11 protein-coding genes, 4 tRNA genes and 3 rRNA genes are annotated in these 18,623 nt (G+C 36.9%); 15 read left to right on the top strand and 3 right to left on the bottom strand.

The window, feature by feature from the left end:
• The first annotated feature begins 333 nt into the window (after positions 1–333).
• The 9 genes from HYN86_RS15705 (at position 334) to HYN86_RS15670 (ending at position 6,454) form a co-directional block, all read left to right on the top strand.
• A 16S ribosomal RNA gene (locus HYN86_RS15705) occupies positions 334–1,847 on the top strand.
• Positions 1,848–1,971: 124 nt separating this feature from the next.
• Positions 1,972–2,045: transfer RNA gene (locus HYN86_RS15700), tRNA-Ile, on the top strand.
• Positions 2,046–2,070: 25 nt separating this feature from the next.
• Positions 2,071–2,193, top strand: coding sequence for a hypothetical protein (locus tag HYN86_RS21225; protein ID WP_262512120.1), 123 nt, complete (start codon positions 2,071–2,073; stop codon positions 2,191–2,193).
• Positions 2,194–2,210: 17 nt separating this feature from the next.
• Positions 2,211–2,284 (top strand) — tRNA-Ala (locus tag HYN86_RS15695).
• Positions 2,285–2,442: 158 nt separating this feature from the next.
• Positions 2,443–5,326, top strand: a 23S ribosomal RNA gene (locus HYN86_RS15690).
• A 174-nt stretch (positions 5,327–5,500) separates the two neighbouring features.
• A 5S ribosomal RNA gene (rrf, locus tag HYN86_RS15685) occupies positions 5,501–5,610 on the top strand.
• The 16S, 23S and 5S rRNA genes sit together here with 4 tRNA genes alongside, the layout of an rRNA operon.
• A 61-nt stretch (positions 5,611–5,671) precedes the next feature.
• Positions 5,672–5,744: transfer RNA gene (locus HYN86_RS15680), tRNA-Phe, on the top strand.
• 7 nt (positions 5,745–5,751) lie between these two features.
• Positions 5,752–5,837, top strand: a tRNA-Leu gene (locus tag HYN86_RS15675).
• 329 nt (positions 5,838–6,166) lie between these two features.
• Positions 6,167–6,454 carry a hypothetical protein gene (locus HYN86_RS15670; protein WP_230406374.1) on the top strand — a complete coding sequence of 96 codons (288 nt, stop codon included), beginning with the start codon at positions 6,167–6,169 and terminating at the stop codon, positions 6,452–6,454.
• On the opposite strand, the gene HYN86_RS15665 is transcribed toward HYN86_RS15670, so the two are convergent.
• Positions 6,455–7,105 carry an endonuclease III domain-containing protein gene (locus HYN86_RS15665; RefSeq protein ID WP_113678888.1) on the bottom strand — a complete coding sequence of 217 codons (651 nt, stop codon included), beginning with the start codon at positions 7,103–7,105 and terminating at the stop codon, positions 6,455–6,457.
• 48 nt (positions 7,106–7,153) lie between these two features.
• On the bottom strand, positions 7,154–8,020 hold the full coding sequence (locus tag HYN86_RS15660; protein ID WP_113678887.1) for an alpha/beta fold hydrolase: 867 nt from the start codon (positions 8,018–8,020) through the stop codon (positions 7,154–7,156).
• 114 nt (positions 8,021–8,134) lie between these two features.
• Between HYN86_RS15660 and HYN86_RS15655 the strand changes: the two genes are divergently transcribed.
• The 6 genes from HYN86_RS15655 (at position 8,135) to HYN86_RS15630 (ending at position 17,799) form a co-directional block, all read left to right on the top strand.
• The gene (locus HYN86_RS15655; protein WP_113678886.1) at positions 8,135–9,562 is read left to right on the top strand and encodes a glycogen synthase; all 1,428 of its coding nucleotides are present in this window, start codon (positions 8,135–8,137) and stop codon (positions 9,560–9,562) included.
• Positions 9,552–10,832, top strand: a complete 1,281-nt coding sequence (locus tag HYN86_RS15650) for a glucose-1-phosphate adenylyltransferase (RefSeq protein WP_113679966.1) — start codon at positions 9,552–9,554, stop codon at positions 10,830–10,832. Before HYN86_RS15655 ends, HYN86_RS15650 begins: the two co-directional genes overlap by 11 nt.
• A gap of 77 nt (positions 10,833–10,909) precedes the next feature.
• On the top strand, positions 10,910–12,814 hold the full coding sequence (gene glgB / locus HYN86_RS15645; protein ID WP_113678885.1) for a 1,4-alpha-glucan branching protein GlgB: 1,905 nt from the start codon (positions 10,910–10,912) through the stop codon (positions 12,812–12,814).
• A 205-nt stretch (positions 12,815–13,019) separates the two neighbouring features.
• Complete coding sequence (locus tag HYN86_RS15640; RefSeq protein ID WP_113678884.1) at positions 13,020–15,419, top strand: glycoside hydrolase family 31 protein; 2,400 nt, start codon at positions 13,020–13,022, stop codon at positions 15,417–15,419.
• An 84-nt stretch (positions 15,420–15,503) separates the two neighbouring features.
• Positions 15,504–16,313, top strand: coding sequence for a M48 family metallopeptidase (locus HYN86_RS15635; RefSeq protein WP_113678883.1), 810 nt, complete (start codon positions 15,504–15,506; stop codon positions 16,311–16,313).
• Between the two features lie 160 nt (positions 16,314–16,473).
• Positions 16,474–17,799: an MFS transporter gene (locus HYN86_RS15630; RefSeq protein ID WP_113678882.1), complete on the top strand. Its 1,326-nt coding sequence runs from the start codon at positions 16,474–16,476 to the stop codon at positions 17,797–17,799.
• 84 nt (positions 17,800–17,883) lie between these two features.
• Here the strand turns inward: HYN86_RS15630 and HYN86_RS15625 are convergent, their stop codons facing one another.
• Positions 17,884–18,615 carry a head GIN domain-containing protein gene (locus HYN86_RS15625; protein WP_113678881.1) on the bottom strand — a complete coding sequence of 244 codons (732 nt, stop codon included), beginning with the start codon at positions 18,613–18,615 and terminating at the stop codon, positions 17,884–17,886.
• Between the last annotated feature and the right edge of the window lie 8 nt (positions 18,616–18,623).

Genomic DNA, 18,623 nt, shown 5'->3' with positions numbered 1-18,623 from the left:
TTAGAAAAAGCTTGTGAGAATGGAAAACGGATATTACATTTGCACCCCGCAAAACACGGAATGTTCCTTGAGATACTGAGAGAGAAAATGAAGAAAAAGAGACGAAAAAAAAGTTTCAAATTTTTTTAATTTTTTCTTGCAGGAAACAAAAATAATTTTTAGTTTTGCACCCGCTTTGAGAAACAAGCGAAAAGAGAAAAGAAGACACGTTCGTAGACATATTGAATTGACAGCCGTTTTAACAGAGATGTTAGGACAAAAGAATAAGAGTAATAGAATTGCAAGATTCGAAAAGAACCGATAGATATTCACCGATATATAATATTACAATATACGATGAAGAGTTTGATCCTGGCTCAGGATGAACGCTAGCGGCAGGCTTAACACATGCAAGTCGAGGGGTATATTTCTTCGGAGATAGAGACCGGCGCACGGGTGCGTAACGCGTATGCAATCTGCCTTTCACAGAGGGATAGCCCAGAGAAATTTGGATTAATACCTCATAGTATTATGACTCGGCATCGAGTTATAATTAAAGTCACAACGGTGAAAGATGAGCATGCGTCCCATTAGCTTGTTGGTAAGGTAACGGCTTACCAAGGCAACGATGGGTAGGGGTCCTGAGAGGGAGATCCCCCACACTGGTACTGAGACACGGACCAGACTCCTACGGGAGGCAGCAGTGAGGAATATTGGACAATGGGCGCAAGCCTGATCCAGCCATGCCGCGTGCAGGATGACGGTCCTATGGATTGTAAACTGCTTTTGTACGAGAAGAAACACTCCTATGTATAGGAGCTTGACGGTATCGTAAGAATAAGGATCGGCTAACTCCGTGCCAGCAGCCGCGGTAATACGGAGGATCCAAGCGTTATCCGGAATCATTGGGTTTAAAGGGTCCGTAGGCGGTTTAGTAAGTCAGTGGTGAAAGCCCATCGCTCAACGGTGGAACGGCCATTGATACTGCTGAACTTGAATTATTAGGAAGTAACTAGAATATGTAGTGTAGCGGTGAAATGCTTAGAGATTACATGGAATACCAATTGCGAAGGCAGGTTACTACTAATGGATTGACGCTGATGGACGAAAGCGTGGGTAGCGAACAGGATTAGATACCCTGGTAGTCCACGCCGTAAACGATGGATACTAGCTGTTGGGAGCAATCTCAGTGGCTAAGCGAAAGTGATAAGTATCCCACCTGGGGAGTACGTTCGCAAGAATGAAACTCAAAGGAATTGACGGGGGCCCGCACAAGCGGTGGAGCATGTGGTTTAATTCGATGATACGCGAGGAACCTTACCAAGGCTTAAATGTAGATTGACCGTTTTGGAAACAGAACTTTCGCAAGACAATTTACAAGGTGCTGCATGGTTGTCGTCAGCTCGTGCCGTGAGGTGTCAGGTTAAGTCCTATAACGAGCGCAACCCCTGTTGTTAGTTGCCAGCGAGTCAAGTCGGGAACTCTAACAAGACTGCCAGTGCAAACTGTGAGGAAGGTGGGGATGACGTCAAATCATCACGGCCCTTACGCCTTGGGCTACACACGTGCTACAATGGCCGGTACAGAGAGCAGCCACTGGGTGACCAGGAGCGAATCTACAAAGCCGGTCACAGTTCGGATCGGAGTCTGCAACTCGACTCCGTGAAGCTGGAATCGCTAGTAATCGGATATCAGCCATGATCCGGTGAATACGTTCCCGGGCCTTGTACACACCGCCCGTCAAGCCATGGAAGCTGGGGGTGCCTGAAGTCGGTGACCGCAAGGAGCTGCCTAGGGTAAAACTGGTAACTAGGGCTAAGTCGTAACAAGGTAGCCGTACCGGAAGGTGCGGCTGGAACACCTCCTTTCTAGAGCCTGAGTGTTAGTGCCTGCACACGCTTAGGAAAAAAGGTTTTTATTTAAAGGAATCTGAATTGGAGATTGTATTACTCTTGCTGTTAATTTAAAAGAAATGAAAATTAAGTAAAACAGAGTCTCGTAGCTCAGCTGGTTAGAGTACTACACTGATAATGTAGGGGTCGGCAGTTCGAGTCTGCCCGGGACTACTTTTTAAAATGATGCTTGTAAATTATGAATTGTAAATTACAAAAGCAGAAAAAAAAGACTGTAAGCTTGATTAAAGGAAATTCTGGAAGCTGGGATTCACCAAAGGAAATTAGAGAAGAATTAAGAAATCTAAAATCTGAATTCTAAAATCTAAGATTTAAAATGGGGGATTAGCTCAGCTGGCTAGAGCGCCTGCCTTGCACGCAGGAGGTCAACGGTTCGACTCCGTTATTCTCCACAAAAGCGAAAGCTTACAGCTTACAGCCTATGGCTTAAAGCGAAACAAAGTTCATTGACATATTGAGATAAGAAAATAATAAGAAAGTAGAAAGCGTTTTTTGTTAGCAATAACAAAGAACAAAAAAAACGGTCTTGTTTTAAGAAACAAGATTGGTACAATAAGCAAAATAAGGGCGTATGGGGGATGCCTAGGCTCTCAGAGGCGATGAAAGGCGTGATAAGCTGCGAAAAGCTGCGGGGACGGGCACACACCGATTGATCCGCAGATACCTGAATGGGGCAACCCGTTATGCTGAAGGCATAACACACCGATAGGTGGGCAAACCCGCTGAACTGAAACATCTAAGTAGGCGGAGGAGAAGAAAACAAAAGTGATTCCGTAAGTAGTGGCGAGCGAACGCGGATTAGCCCAAACCAGTGCTGTTACGGCAGTGCTGGGGTTGTAGGACCACGACATTTTATGTACAAGGAACCGGAAGTTGCTGGAAAGTAACGCCATAGAGGGTGAGAGCCCCGTATGGGTAACAAGTATAATAGATAGTGGTATCCTGAGTAGGGCGGGGCACGTGAAACCCTGTCTGAATTTGGCGGGACCATCCGCTAAGGCTAAATACTCCTGAGAGACCGATAGTGAACCAGTACCGTGAGGGAAAGGTGAAAAGAACCGTGAATAACGGAGTGAAATAGATCCTGAAACCATACGCTTACAAGCGGTCGGAGCCCTTTCGTGGGGTGACGGCGTGCCTTTTGCATAATGAGCCTACGAGTTAACGTTGCTGGCAAGGATAAGTGTTTAAGACATGGATCCGCAGCGAAAGCGAGTCTGAATAGGGCGCTTTAGTCAGTAGTGTTAGACGCGAAACCGTGTGATCTACCCATGGGCAGGTTGAAGCTGTGGTAACACACAGTGGAGGACCGAACCGGTTGACGTTGAAAAGTCTTCGGATGACCTGTGGGTAGGGGTGAAAGGCCAATCAAACTCGGAAATAGCTCGTACTCCCCGAAATGCATTTAGGTGCAGCGTTAGTTATAAAGTTATACAGAGGTAGAGCTACTGATTGGATGCGGGGGCTTCACCGCCTACCAATTCCTGACAAACTCCGAATGCTGTATAATGTTCACTAACAGTGAGGGCTTGGGTGCTAAGGTCCAAGTCCGAGAGGGAAAGAACCCAGACCATCAGCTAAGGTCCCCAAATATATGCTAAGTTGAAAGAACGAGGTTTGTCTGCCCAGACAGCTAGGATGTTGGCTTGGAAGCAGCCATTCATTTAAAGAGTGCGTAACAGCTCACTAGTCGAGCGGACGAGCATGGATAATAATCGGGCATAAGCATATTACCGAAGCTATGGATTTACAGTTTACTGTAAGTGGTAGGGGAGCATTCTGACAGGGCAGAAGGTGTATCGTAAGGTATGCTGGACCGGTCAGAAAAGAAAATGTAGGCATAAGTAACGATAATGCGGGCGAGAAACCCGCACACCGAAAAACTAAGGTTTCCACAGCTATGCTAATCAGCTGTGGGTTAGTCTGGTCCTAAGGCGAACCCGAAAGGGACAGTCGATGGCTAACGGGTTAATATTCCCGTACTTCTTATTGCTGTGATGGGGTGACGGAGTGATGAAAGCGCCGCGAACTGACGGAATAGTTCGTTAAAGTACCTAGCTATAGGCTCTATAGGCAAATCCGTAGAGCTTGGTGAAATACGATAGTACTCGGAGTCTTCGGACAAAGAGATAGTGCGCCTAAGGGCTTCCAAGAAAAACCTCTAAACTTCAGGCAGTAAGAACCAGTACCGTAAACCGACACAGGTAGTTGAGGAGAGAATCCTAAGGTGCTCGAGAGATTCATGGCTAAGGAATTAGGCAAAATAGACCTGTAACTTCGGGAGAAAGGTCGCCCCGAGCAATCGGGGCCGCAGTGAAGAGGTCCAGGCGACTGTTTATCAAAAACACAGGGCTCTGCAAAATCGTAAGATGAAGTATAGGGCCTGACACCTGCCCGGTGCTGGAAGGTTAAGAGGAGATGTTATCTTCGGAGAAGCATTGAATTGAAGCCCCAGTAAACGGCGGCCGTAACTATAACGGTCCTAAGGTAGCGAAATTCCTTGTCGGGTAAGTTCCGACCTGCACGAATGGTGTAACGATCTGGACACTGTCTCAGCCATGAGCTCGGTGAAATTGTAGTAACGGTGAAGATGCCGTTTACCCGCAGTGGGACGAAAAGACCCTGTGCACCTTTACTATAGCTTAGTATTGACCTTGGATAAATGATGTGTAGGATAGGTTGGAGACTATGAAGCGGCGTCGCCAGGCGTTGTGGAGTCATTGTTGAAATACAACCCTTTGTTTATCTGAGGCCTAACCCCGTTTTGCGGGGGACATTGCTTGGTGGGTAGTTTGACTGGGGTGGTCGCCTCCAAAAGAGTAACGGAGGCTTCTAAAGGTTCCCTCAGTACGCTTGGTAACCGTGCGTAGAGTGCAATGGCATAAGGGAGCTTGACTGAGAGACATACAGGTCGATCAGGTACGAAAGTAGAGCATAGTGATCCGGTGGTTCCGCATGGAAGGGCCATCGCTCAAAGGATAAAAGGTACGCCGGGGATAACAGGCTGATCTCCCCCAAGAGCTCATATCGACGGGGGGGTTTGGCACCTCGATGTCGGCTCGTCACATCCTGGGGCTGGAGAAGGTCCCAAGGGTTGGGCTGTTCGCCCATTAAAGTGGCACGCGAGCTGGGTTCAGAACGTCGTGAGACAGTTCGGTCTCTATCTACTGCGGGCGTTAGAAATTTGAGTGGATCTGATTCTAGTACGAGAGGACCGAATTGGACAAACCTCTAGTGTATCTGTTGTCCCGCCAGGGGCACCGCAGAGTAGCTACGTTTGGAAGGGATAAGCGCTGAAAGCATATAAGCGCGAAACCCACCACAAGATGAGATTTCTTTTAAGGATCGTGGAAGATGACCACGTTGATAGGCTATAGATGTAAAGGCAGTAATGTCATAGTCGAGTAGTACTAATAATCCGTAAGCTTATGTACACCCTTTTCCTCCCGCCGAAAGACGGGAGGAGGAAACTTTCTAAAATATATTTACTTTTCTTTATCTCAGTATGTTAAAATATTTGCTCGACGCAGAGCAGTAATTAGTGAAAGTAACTGGTAAAGAGTCTAAGGACTAATTACTATACACTAAGCACTAATTACTAAAAACCTTAAGGTGGTTATTGCGGCGGGGCTCACCTCTTCCCATCCCGAACAGAGTAGTTAAGCCCGCCTGCGCAGATGGTACTGCAGTATTGTGGGAGAGTATGTCGTCGCCTTTCTTTGAAAACCTCGTTCTACGAACGAGGTTTTTTATTCAAAATTTACTTAATAAGTAAATACGGTACCTTAGCTCAGATGGTAGAGCAATGGACTGAAAATCCATGTGTCCCTGGTTCGATCCCTGGAGGTACCACATAATTGCTCGGATGGTGAAATTGGTAGACACGCTGGACTTAAAATCCAGTGAACAGCAATGTTCGTGCGGGTTCAAGTCCCGCTCTGAGTACTAAAAACTTCAATTGGCTTTGCTAATTGAAGTTTTTTTGTTTTATGGCAAAAATTATAAATTCAGTCACCTTAATATTTCATATTTTTACATTCTTATTTTTAGTGAAGTATAATGGCATATTTAGCTAAACAATTAAATCATAAATTATATAGTTTGAAGTTTAATTTAATCTGTTTGATATGAGGACATAGTTTATTCTATTTTTTCTTTTTCTTTGTATTTATTCAAATGCACAAAAACAAGAAGTTCAAAAGAGTGTCGATATATTTTTTGAGGGCTTTCATGAAAGAGATTCAATTAAAATAAAATCGGTTTGTGCAGATAAAATGATTTTACAATCGATTAGTGAAAGTTTTTCAAAAGGAAATAAATTATCAGATGAAACTACTAAGGAATTTTACAAATCCATCGTTTCTATTCCTTTAAATGTAAAATTTCAAGAGAAAATTTTAAATTCTAATATCCAAATTGACGGTACAATGGCTCATGTTTGGGCTCCTTATGAGTTTTACATCAATGATAAATTAAGCCACACAGGTGTAAATACTTTTACTTTATTTAAAGAAAAAGATATTTGGAAAATCATTTATTTGATTGATACTAGAAGAAAGTAGTTAATTATGAAGTACTTTGGTATTATAATACAAACAGATATCTGTTAGTAGACATTCTTCGCATTTTGGTTTAGGCCTGCATATTTCTCTTCCTAAAAAGGAAATTGCCATTCCAATTTCTGACCAGACATTTTTTGGTAAAACCTGCATCAGGTCTTTTTCTATTTTATTTCCGTCTTTAGATTCTTTTACAATTCCAATTCTGGGCGCAACTCGGATTACGTGTAAATCAGCAATGATGCCTTCTGCTGGTTGATGAGTTTCTCTTAAAATAACATTGGCCGACTTCCTCCCAACACCTTTTAAAGCGGTTAAGCCTGACATTGTTAATGGAATATCTTTATCGTTTTTAATTGTTTTCGCAATTTCCAAAAGCCAATTTGCTTTTGTTCCGTGGTTTCGAACTTTAGTAATATAAGGTAAAAAAGTATCTAAATCAGTTTTTGATAAACTATTTAATGTTGGAAATTTTTCGAATAAAGCTGGAGCAACATTATTGATATTAGCATCGGAATCTTGTGCAGACAGGACAACTATTATCAAAAGCTGGTATGTATTTTTGTATTCTAAAGGATGTTTCTTATCCTTATATTTCTTTAAAATGGGTTTTAATTTAGTTTCCCAATTTAATGATTCTCCAAATAAATCCATTTGTAATGTTTTTTAAAAATTGATATAGAAGTAGTTACTTATATAAAGTTAATTTATTTTAATGAATTCTAAAGTTTTTTTTATCACATTATGATTACCTAATATTTTTCTGTGACCAAGTCCGTCTGTTAGATAAAGGCTTCCTTGTTCAAGATTTTGATGGATGTGAATTCCTGCTTTAATTGGAACTTCTGGATCATCATTATCATGTATTACTAAAACTGGAATTTTAATTTTCTGAGCTGCGCGATAAGCTGAAAAATCATCCATTTTTACTTGATATTTCTCTTCAAATAAATCTCTTAAATTATCACCAATTCCTTTCTTCAATCCTAATTTAAAAATAAACTCATCTAAAATATCCTGTACAATATCACCGCTTCCAATTATTACAGCTTTATTTACTTTTAGACCGTCTTTAATCGCATTTAAGACAGACATTCCTCCAAGTGAATGTCCAATTGCAATTTCAAAAGGACCAAATTGCTTTTCAATTTCAAGAATAGCAGCTATAAATTCAGACATTATTGTGGTTTTGCCTTTAGATTTTCCATGTGCTGGGGCGTCAAAACTAATGGTTGAATAACCATTTTGTAAAAGTTCCTCTGCGATTTTAAACAATTGTGTTCCGCGGCCAGACCAACCGTGAACTAATAATATTTTACGATTACTATTTCCATATTCATAGGTAACAACGCTCTTATCGATTGCAGGGATATAAATTGTTTGTTGAATGCTTTTATGATCCATTTCAAATTCTCTTTTTGGAACTTTATGTTTTATTGGAGTTGTAAATATTCTTGCAGCAAATTTGGCAACTAATTTTGTGGAGATCAAAGCGCAAATTTTGGCAGATATTATAATTATCTGAGGAATTTTTAATGATTTAGTGGGATTGATTGCCTTTTTTGCCATTTCAATAAAACTTTTTTGGAAGTGGAACTTTGCTTATTTTTTGCTAAATTTAGAAAACATAAAAGTAGCATATTACTGATTGTTCTTAAATAATAATCGCAAATTAATTTCTAAATGGAAATATTTCATATTAGTGCAGAATGTTATCCAATGGCAAAGGTTGGGGGTTTGGCCGATGTGGTTGGTGCACTTCCTAAATATCAAAATAATGCTGGTCATAATGTACGAGTTGTTGTTCCTGCTTATGACACAAAATTTAAAAAAGAAAATCAATTCGACTACGTTCATTGGGGATCTGTTAAACTCGGAAGCTTTAATTTTCCTTTTAATGTTCTTAAAGAAAGTACTGATATATTAGGTTATGAATTATATCTAATAGAAATAAATGAATTATTCGATCGTCCAAATGTATATGGTTATGAGGATGATATCGAACGGTTTTTATCTTTTCAGATTGCTGCTTTAGATTGGATAATTGCTCGAAATGAAGTTCCAGATGTAATTAACTGCCATGATCATCATACAGGTCTAATTCCGTTTTTAACTCAGTTTGCTTATAAATATGAAAAATTAAAGGATTTAAAAACGGTGATAACGATTCATAATGGTTTGTATCAAGGATGGTTTGGTTTTGATAAACTACATTATCTGCCAGAGTTTGATTTGAAACATGTTGGATTTTTAGAATGGAACAATTCAATAAATTCACTGGCAGTTGCAGTAAAATGTGCTCAAGCTGTTACTACAGTTTCTCCAAGTTATTTAGACGAAATTAATTACGCAGCAAATGGTTTGGAAAGTTTATTTAATTCTGTTAGAAATAAATCTAAAGGAATTTTAAACGGGATTGACATTGAAGTCTGGAATCCTCTAAAAGATGAAATGATTTCGGAGAACTATTCGATAGAGAATTTTGAAATTGGAAAACAGAAAAATAAAGAAAAATTGTGTGATCAATTCGAACTTGATCCGTCAAAACCTTTATTTAGTTTTATAGGGCGTTTGTTTGAAGAGAAAGGTGGAGACTTATTACCTCAGGCTTCCGCACTAGCATTATCTGAAAATTTTGAAAATATTAATATTTTAATTCTGGGTTCAGGAAATTCAGAAATTGAATCGCAGTTAACCCAATTGCGTAATGATTATAAAGGAAATTACAATGTTTTTATTGGTTATAATGAAGAATTAGCGCATTTGATTTATGCAGGATCTGACTATATTTTAATGCCTTCGAGAGTTGAACCTTGTGGTTTAAACCAAATGTACGCCATGCGTTATGGAACAATTCCGATTGTGAGGAGAACGGGAGGATTGAGAGATACTGTAATTGATTTTGGTGATAACGGTAATGGAATCTGCCACGATCAGGCTTCGGTTGGAGATATTTGTTATTCCATAAATCGTGCTGTGAAATTATACGATGATAAAATTAGTTTCAATAAAGTTTTAAAAAGAGGAATGGAAGCAGATCATTCCTGGGAAAGTGTTTGCCATGATTACATCGAGATATACAACCTAATAATTGAGAAAAATGAAATTTAAAAAGAAAAATGTAGTTGCTATTATTTTAGGAGGAGGACAGGGATCACGTTTGTTTCCATTGACAGAAACGAGATCAAAACCAGCTGTTCCAATTGGAGGAAAATATCGTTTGGTAGATATTCCAATTTCTAATTGTATCAATTCTGATATTTTTAAAATATTTGTTTTGACACAGTTTAACTCCGCATCTTTAAATGCACATATTAAAAACACTTTTAATTTTAGTATTTTCAGTCAGTCTTTTGTAGATATTTTGGCCGCAGAACAAACTCCAGATAATCCAACTTGGTTTCAGGGAACTGCAGATGCTGTGAGACAGTGTATGTCACATTTTTTAAAACACGATTTTGATCATGCTTTGATTCTTTCTGGTGATCAATTATATCAAATGGATTTTAACGAAATGCTGGAAGCACATATTGCTGCCGATGCTGAAATTTCCATTGCCACTTTACCGGTAAATGCAAAAGATGCACCAGAATTTGGAATTCTTAAAACTGATCATGAGAATAATATTCATGCCTTTATAGAAAAACCGCACGCTTCATTGCTGCCTGAATGGGAATCTGAAGTGAGTGAACATATGCAGGAAAAAGGTAAAAAATATTTAGCTTCAATGGGGATTTATATTTTCAATAAATCATTGTTAGTGGAGTTAATGGGGGATCAGGAAACTAAAGATTTTGGGAAAGAAATTATTCCGCAGGCCGTTGGAAAACATAAAATATTAAGTTATCAATATGAAGGATATTGGACAGATATTGGAAATATTGAATCGTTTTTTGAAGCCAATATTGGTTTGACAGCAGATATTCCAGAATTTAATTTATTCGATAACGAGAATAAAATCTTCACTAGACCAAGATTACTGCCACCTTCTAAATTTAGAAATTCCATTATCAATCAATCTTTAATTTCAGAAGGCTGTATTATTAATGCAAAAGAAATAAAAAGTTCTGTAATTGGTATTCGTTCTAGAATTGAAGAGGGTACTGTTTTAGAAAACTGCTATGTAATGGGTAACGATTTCTATCAGGATCTTGATGAACTAAATTACGAAAGCGGTATCAATAAAATTCATGTGGGTATTGGTGAAAATTGTTTTATCAAAAATGCTTTAATCGATAAAAATGTGCGTATTGGAAATAATGTTCACATAAGCGGCGGAAAACATTTGGATAATTTTACTAATGAATTATACAGCATAAAAGACGGAATTGTTGTGATTAAAAAAGGAGTTACTCTATCTGATAACTTTAGAATTGAATAAATTTTAAAAATTCCAATTTTTATCCCGAAACTTCACGATCAAATTCCAATTTTCAATCGTTGCCTTAAAAAATAAATATGACTAAAGTAATCACACATTCTTTATTTACAGATTTTGATATTGATTTGTTCAAAGCTGGCAAACACTTCAAATTATATGAAAAATTAGGAGCGCATTTAATTGAAGTCAATGGAGTTAAAGGGGTTTACTTTGCAGTCTGGGCACCTACAGCACATTCTGTTTCAGTTGTAGGCGACTTTAATTATTGGACTCAAGGAGAACATAATTTGAATGTTCGATGGGATTCATCGGGAATTTGGGAAGGATTTATTCCAGATATTTCAAAAGGAGCACTTTATAAGTATAAAATTCAGTCGAATATTGGAGGAATTGTAACCGAAAAAGCAGATCCTTTTGCTTTGTATTGCGAAAAACCGCCTCATACTGCGTCTGTAGTCTGGGATTTAGATTATAGCTGGAAAGATGAAAACTGGATGCAGAATAGGCAGCAATTTAATGCTTTAGACAAACCGTACTCAGTTTATGAAGTTCATCTAGGTTCTTGGAAAAGAGCAGAGCATAATCGTTTTTTAAGTTATTTAGAACTTGCAGATGATTTAGTTAAATATGTAAAAGAAACCGGTTTTACGCATGTAGAATTTATGCCGATTATGGAATATCCTTATGACCCTTCGTGGGGTTATCAGCTAACGGGATATTTTGCGCCAACTTCACGTTTCGGGAAGCCTCAAGATTTTATGGTTTTGGTTGATAAACTGCATCAGGAAGGAATTGGTGTAATTTTAGACTGGGTTCCATCGCATTTTCCAGATGATGCTCACGGTTTAGGTTATTTTGACGGATCGCATTTATACGAACATCCAGATCGAAGAAAAGGATATCATCCTGATTGGAAAAGTCTGGTTTTTAATTATGGAAGAAATGAAGTCCGTGCCTTTTTAATCAGTAATGCTGTTTTTTGGCTTCAAAATTATCATGTTGACGGATTAAGAGTTGATGCTGTAGCATCTATGTTATATCTCGATTATTCTAGAAAAGAAGGCGAGTGGGAAGCTAATATTTTTGGAGGAAGAGAAAATTTAGACAGCATAAGTTTTCTTAAAGAATTTAATGAAGTAATATATGCTAATTTTAATGGAGTTCAAACTATTGCAGAAGAAAGCACTTCTTTTCCGATGGTATCAAGACCGACATTTACAGGGGGATTAGGTTTCGGGATGAAATGGATGATGGGCTGGATGCATGATACCTTAAAATATTTTCAAAAAGAAACTGTTTATCGAAAATATCATCAAAATGATCTGACTTTCTCGATGACCTATGCGTTTACCGAAAATTTCATGCTTCCTTTTTCTCATGATGAAGTAGTTTACGGGAAGAAATCTCTTAATTATAAAATGCCGGGCGATGAATGGCAGCGATTTGCCAATTTGAGATTATTGTACGGTTATATGTTCACTCATCCAGGAACTAAATTATTGTTTATGGGAGCTGAATTTGGCCAGACAAGCGAATGGAATTTTGAGCAAAGTTTAGACTGGCATTTGCTGCAGTATGATTTTCATTCGGGAATAAAGAGATTAATTACAGATTTAAATCAGCTTTATAAATCACATCCTGCATTGTATGAAAAGCAATTTACAGGAGATGGTTTTGAATGGATTAATTATTCCGATCATCAAAATGCGGTTCTATCGTATATTCGAAAAGGGAATAATCCAGATGAAAATGTAATTGTGGTCTGCAATTTTACAGAAGTAATACGAGAAAATTACAGAATAGGAATTCCTAAGAAAGGAAAATTAGAGGAGATTTTTAATAGCGATGCTTTAATTTATGGCGGCGGCGGTGTTGGAAATAGGAAATCACTAAAGACAGAATCTATTTCTTATGATGGCAGGGATTTTTCTGTTGAATTAATTTTACCGCCTTTAAGTGTAACCGTATATTCTTTCGTTTAAACAAAATCTTACATTCATTTCTTTAAGTATTTTTTTATCATTTTATCCTTTGTAAATTATCGATTTTTCGATTTTTTGAGCTGTAATTCAATACTTAATCAGAAAAAACGTTTTCGTGAATAAACCTTTTATTCATAGGGCTTTACTAACTTTTTTTGTATGTTTGAAATAGAGATTAGCGTTTTATAATTAATTCATTAGCGATATGATTACAAACACATCATTAGAATACAAAGGCGATTTATATCCATCAAAAATTGTTTCTTACGAGCATGAAGGAGATTCTATTTTTTTCAATACGGATAATAAAGTAATTTTAAAAGTCACTATTCTTAGAGACAGTTTGATTCGATTTCGCTTTACTACAAAAGGTTATTTTAGTAATGACTTTTCATATGCGATTGATAAAACACAGCTTCACGGTTACAATTTCCTAGAACTTACAGAAGAAGAAACTTTCTTTCAGATAAGAACCAGCAAAGTGAAATGTAAAATTCAGAAAGCAGATCTTCGTTTGGCTATTTACGATCTTAATGACTTTTTGATTCTTGAAGATGAACTTGGTTTTCATTGGGAAGAAAGCTACGAATACGGGGGTAATATCGTAAAAATGAGTAAGTTTTCTAAAGATGGCGAATGTTATTATGGTCTTGGTGATAAGGCAACTCAAATGAACCTTAAAGGTAAAAGAGTCGAAAATTTTGCCACAGACCAATATGCGTATCAAAAAGATCAAGAGCCTTTATATAAGGTAGTTCCATTTTATATAGGACTTCATAATAAACAATCTTACGGTATTTTCTTTGATAATACTTTTAGAACTTTTTTTGATTTCTGTCAAGAAAGGAGAAATGTTACGAGTTTCTGGGCAGAGGGTGGAGAAATGAACTATTATTTCTTTTACGGTCCGCAAATGCAGGATGTTGTAACATCTTATACCGACTTAACTGGAAAGCCAGAATTACCACCATTATGGGTTTTGGGATATCATCAGTGTAAATGGAGTTACTATCCAGAAAGTAAAGTAAAAGAAATTACTTCAAAATTTAGGGAACTTCAAATTCCTTGTGACGCCATTTATCTGGATATTGATTACATGGAAGGATTTCGATGTTTTACGTGGAATAAAAATTATTTTCCAGATCCAAAAAAAATGGTCGCTGAATTAGCAGAAGATGGTTTTAAAACGGTTGTCATTATAGATCCTGGAATCAAAATCGATAAAGATTATTGGGTTTATCAAGAAGCCTTAGAAAAAGATTATTTCTGCAAAAGAGCCGATGGGCCTTATATGAAAGGAAAAGTCTGGCCTGGTGAATGTAATTTTCCAGATTACACAAATCCCGCAGTTAGAGAATGGTGGGCTGGGTTATTTAAAGAATTAGTTTCAGAAATAGGAGTAAAAGGAGTTTGGAATGATATGAACGAACCTGCAGTAATGGAGGTTCCAAATAAAACATTTCCAATGGATGTGCGTCACTTTTACGATGGAAATCCGTGCAGCCATAGAAAAGCCCATAATATTTATGGAACGCAGATGGCGAGGGCAACCTATCATGGCGTGAAAAGATTTACATATCCAAAACGTCCTTTTGTTATTACAAGATCGGCATATTCTGGTGCGCAGCGTTATACATCTTCTTGGACAGGAGATAATGTGGCGACTTGGGAACATTTATGGATCGCAAATATTCAGGTACAAAGAATGTCAATTTCAGGAATGGGATTCACAGGTTCAGACATTGGAGGTTTTGCAGAACAGCCAACAGGCGAATTATATGCTCGTTGGATTCAATTAGGTGTTTTTCATCCGTTTTGTAGAACACACTCTTCTGGAGATCATGGAAACCAGGAACCTTGGGCATTTGATGAAGAAGTAATTAATATTACGAGAAAATTTGTTAGTCTTCGTTATCAATTATTACCTTATTTATATACGATGTTTTGGCAGTACATTGAGGAAGGACTTCCGATGTTAAAACCTTTGGTTTACTACGATCAAGATGACACGCAGACACATTACCGCAATGATGAATTCATCTTTGGAAATCAAATTTTAGTATGTCCAATCCTTGAACCTAATGCTGTAGGCCGCCGTATGTATATTCCAAGAGGTGAGTGGTATAACTATTGGACAAATGAACTTTTTATTGGAGGAAGAGAGATCTGGATTGATATTAAATTTGATGAAATTCCAGTTTTTGTAAAAGCAGGTGCCATTATTCCAAAATATCCGGTGCAGCAATATGTTGGAGAATTGGAGTTTGATGAATTGACGCTTGATGTTTATTTTAAAAATGGAAAAGAGAAATCTGTTGTGTACGAAGATGCACAAGATGGATATGATTACAAAAAAGGTCGTTACAGCTTTTTATCTTTAAGAACTATTGGAAAAGAAAAAGAATTAATTATTCAGCTTCATAAAGAAGGTAAATACGATACTCCTTATAGCAAGTATAAAATCAATTTAATTGGTCTGCCTTTTAAAGTTTCTGAAATAGAAATTGACAATGAAAAAATTGAGTTTGATAAAATTAATTTCGAACAAAATAATTTCTTAATTGTTGATAAAGAGTTTAATGAGTTACATATCGTAGGCGAATAGTTAAATTCTGATATTTTTTTGCTTAATTGTATAAAATAAAATATTTTTTTTAATTGTATTTTTGGAAGAAAATTAGGTAGAATTATGAAAAAATATTTCTTTTTAGGAATTTTTGGAGCACTTGCAATGGCTTGTGCAACAAATCCAATTACTGGTAAACAAAACTTAAATTTTGTTTCTAATAGTGAATTGTTTCCATCTTCATTCCAGCAATATAGTCAGTTTTTATCTGAAAATAAAGTAGTTACTGGAACTGCAGATGCTAAACTTGTCGAAACTGTCGGCTATAAAATTAAGCTTGCAGCTGAAAAATATTTAACGTATTTAGGGCAATCTCAATATCTAAAAGATTATCGCTGGGAATACAAATTAGTCGATAACAAAGAAGTTAACGCATGGTGTATGCCAGGTGGAAAAATCGTTGTTTATTCTGGTATTTTGCCAATAACCCAAAACGAAGCTGGTTTAGCAACTGTAATGGGGCACGAAGTTTCGCATGCACTTGCCAATCATGGTGCGCAAAGAATGTCTGCTGCACAATTACAGCAAATTGGAGGTGTGGCCCTAGATGCCGCAACAAGCGGTAAATCAGAGTCTACAAGACAAATATTTTCACAGGCTTACGGGCTTGGTTCGGAAGTGGGAGTTATGCTGCCATTTAGCAGAAGTAATGAAAGTGAAGCTGATAAAATCGGTTTGACTCTTATGGCAATTGCTGGTTATAATCCAGATGATGCCATTGCATTCTGGACTAGAATGTCTGCAAAATCTGGAGGAGCTGGAACACCAGAATTTATGAGTACGCACCCGTCTGATGCTACGAGGATTGCTAATATTAAATCATTAATTCCAGAAGCTAAAGCAACTGCGCTTAAAGTTGGAACTATAAAATAAGTTTATATTCTCCAAGATATAATTTTAAAAGCTATTCATTTTCGAATAGCTTTTTTGTTTTTAGGAAAGTTGATGATTTAATAATGAACGAATTGAATAATTTCTATTTGATTATAATAAAAAATAGATAAATTCGTAGCTGATTAACAAAACCATTTCTATGAAAAACCTACAAAAAGGAGATAAGAAACTTTTAAATGCCTGGGCATTTTATGATTGGGCTAATTCAGTATATACATTAACAATTGCCTCTGCTGTATTTCCAATTTTTTACGAAGCACTATTTAGCGACAGAGATCATTATATAGATGTTTTTGGACTTCATTTAAAAAATTCAGCGTTAATCAGTTTTATTACCGCTTTTGCATTTTTAGTAGTTTCATTTATTTCTCCATTATTATCAGGAATTGCCGATTATGTGGGAAATAAGAAATCTTTCATGAAATTTTTCTGCTATTTAGGAGCATTATCTTGTATGGGATTGTATTGGTTTGATCTGGACAATATTTATGTCGGATTGTTATTTTATTTCCTTGGATTATTAGGATACTGGGGAAGTTTAGTTTTCTACAATTCTTATCTTCCAGATATTGCTTTTGAAGAGCAGCAGGATAGAATCAGTGCTAAAGGATATTCATTAGGATACATTGGGAGTGTCATTTTGCTGATTGTCAATTTAGCCATGATTATGAAACCAAAATTATTCGGAATTACTGGTACAGATGGAGAAGCAGCAATGAAAGCTATGCGCTATTCGTTTATAATGGTAGGGGTTTGGTGGATTTTGTTCAGTCAATATACCTATTACTATTTACCGAAAGGAAGTAAAGAAACGGGTCAGAAATTAACGAAATCTGTAATATTTAACGGATTTAAAGAATTAAAGAAAGTTTGGGCTTTATTGCAGGAAAACATTCCGCTAAAACGTTATCTGGGAGGTTTCTTTGTTTCGAGTATGGCTGTTCAAACGGTTATGCTTGTAGCAACTTATTTTGGAGCGCAGGAAATCCAGTGGTCATCCAAAGAGGAAAGTACTATTGGGCTTATCATTTGTATATTAATAATTCAACTCGTAGCCGTTGTTGGTGCTGTTTTAACTTCCAGAGCTTCTGCTAAGTTTGGAAATATTCCAACTTTAATCGTAATTAATATTATCTGGGCGGTATTTTGTGCACTTGCGTTTTTTATAACATTACCCATGCATTTTTATGTTATGGCAACAGTTGCAGGTTTTGTCATGGGAGGAATTCAAGCTTTGTCTCGATCAACATATTCTAAATTATTACCAGAAACGGAAGATACCGCCTCATTTTTTAGTTTTTACGATGTGGCAGAAAAAATTGGAATTGTAATTGGAATGTGCGTTTACGGAATTATAGATCAAATTACCGGAAGTCCTCGTGCTGCGATTGTAATTCTAGGAATATTCTTTGTGACAGCAATTTTTCTTTTAAGAAGAGTACATAAAAAAGACGTTTCAAATTAATGAAACGTCTTTACTAATATTACATCACGAATTGCATTATTATTGATTGATGATAGTTTTGTAATTCGTGATATTTTTTAATAATTAACCTTTCGAAATACTTCCTGAACCCGAAACTTTTACATCTCTTTTCTCAGGATTTCCTAAATATTTAATATTTCCAGATCCTGAAACTTTCCCAGTTAGGCTTGATTCGCAGTTTACAACGCTGTTTCCAGATCCAGAAACATTAGCTTCTACATTTTTAGATTTTAAATTAGCAGCATTTACATTTCCAGAACCCGATATTTTGCTGGTAAAAGAATCGGCTCTGCCTTTTAAAGCCACGTCACCAGAACCGCTTAAGGCTAAATCAAGATTTTTGGTGTCAATTTCTAAATTAAAGTTTCCTGATCCAGATAATTTGGCAGATAAGTTGTCGCTCGAAATTTTATTTTTTGTTCTAATATCTCCAGAACCTGATAAAGTAACAGCCGAAATTTTATCAAAAGGAACTATAACTTCAATTTTCTTTCCTGTACTTGTGCGAATTTGAGTTCCTTTTTCAACATAAATTTTTAACTCATTTCCTTCAACTTCAACCTTAATTACTGCCAGTAGATTTTCTTCTCCTTTAATTGTAATTTTTCCTTCTTTTCCAGCAACTAAATCAACATCAAAAGAGCCTGCGATTTTGATTCCGTCATAATCTCCAGTTGTTCTTGTTTGGGTTACTATCTTACCGTTTCCATTTACTTTATTGTTAGACCATTGTGCTTTAGCATTGCTGTTTACTAGAAAAACTGCTAAAAGTAAAAGTAAAATTGATTTTTTCATTGTTTAGA

It is taken from the genome of Flavobacterium fluviale, assembly GCF_003312915.1.
In the GTDB taxonomy this organism is placed as follows: Bacteria; Bacteroidota; Bacteroidia; order Flavobacteriales; family Flavobacteriaceae; genus Flavobacterium; species Flavobacterium fluviale.
This window is presented reverse-complemented; position numbering and strand designations above follow the sequence as displayed.

What these genes read in the sequence shown, in the direction of transcription:
- glgB (WP_113678885.1), top strand. Translation starts at nt 10,910, where the DNA reads ATGACTAAAGTAATCACACATTCTTTATTTACAGATTTTGATATTGAT.
- HYN86_RS15625 (WP_113678881.1), bottom strand. Translation starts at nt 18,615, where the DNA reads ATGAAAAAATCAATTTTACTTTTACTTTTAGCAGTTTTTCTAGTAAAC.
- HYN86_RS15630 (WP_113678882.1), top strand. Translation starts at nt 16,474, where the DNA reads ATGAAAAACCTACAAAAAGGAGATAAGAAACTTTTAAATGCCTGGGCA.
- HYN86_RS15670 (WP_230406374.1), top strand. Translation starts at nt 6,167, where the DNA reads ATGATTTTACAATCGATTAGTGAAAGTTTTTCAAAAGGAAATAAATTA.
- HYN86_RS15665 (WP_113678888.1), bottom strand. Translation starts at nt 7,105, where the DNA reads ATGGATTTATTTGGAGAATCATTAAATTGGGAAACTAAATTAAAACCC.
- HYN86_RS15640 (WP_113678884.1), top strand. Translation starts at nt 13,020, where the DNA reads ATGATTACAAACACATCATTAGAATACAAAGGCGATTTATATCCATCA.
- HYN86_RS15635 (WP_113678883.1), top strand. Translation starts at nt 15,504, where the DNA reads ATGAAAAAATATTTCTTTTTAGGAATTTTTGGAGCACTTGCAATGGCT.
- HYN86_RS15660 (WP_113678887.1), bottom strand. Translation starts at nt 8,020, where the DNA reads ATGGCAAAAAAGGCAATCAATCCCACTAAATCATTAAAAATTCCTCAG.
- HYN86_RS15650 (WP_113679966.1), top strand. Translation starts at nt 9,552, where the DNA reads ATGAAATTTAAAAAGAAAAATGTAGTTGCTATTATTTTAGGAGGAGGA.
- HYN86_RS15655 (WP_113678886.1), top strand. Translation starts at nt 8,135, where the DNA reads ATGGAAATATTTCATATTAGTGCAGAATGTTATCCAATGGCAAAGGTT.
- HYN86_RS21225 (WP_262512120.1), top strand. Translation starts at nt 2,071, where the DNA reads ATGAATTGTAAATTACAAAAGCAGAAAAAAAAGACTGTAAGCTTGATT.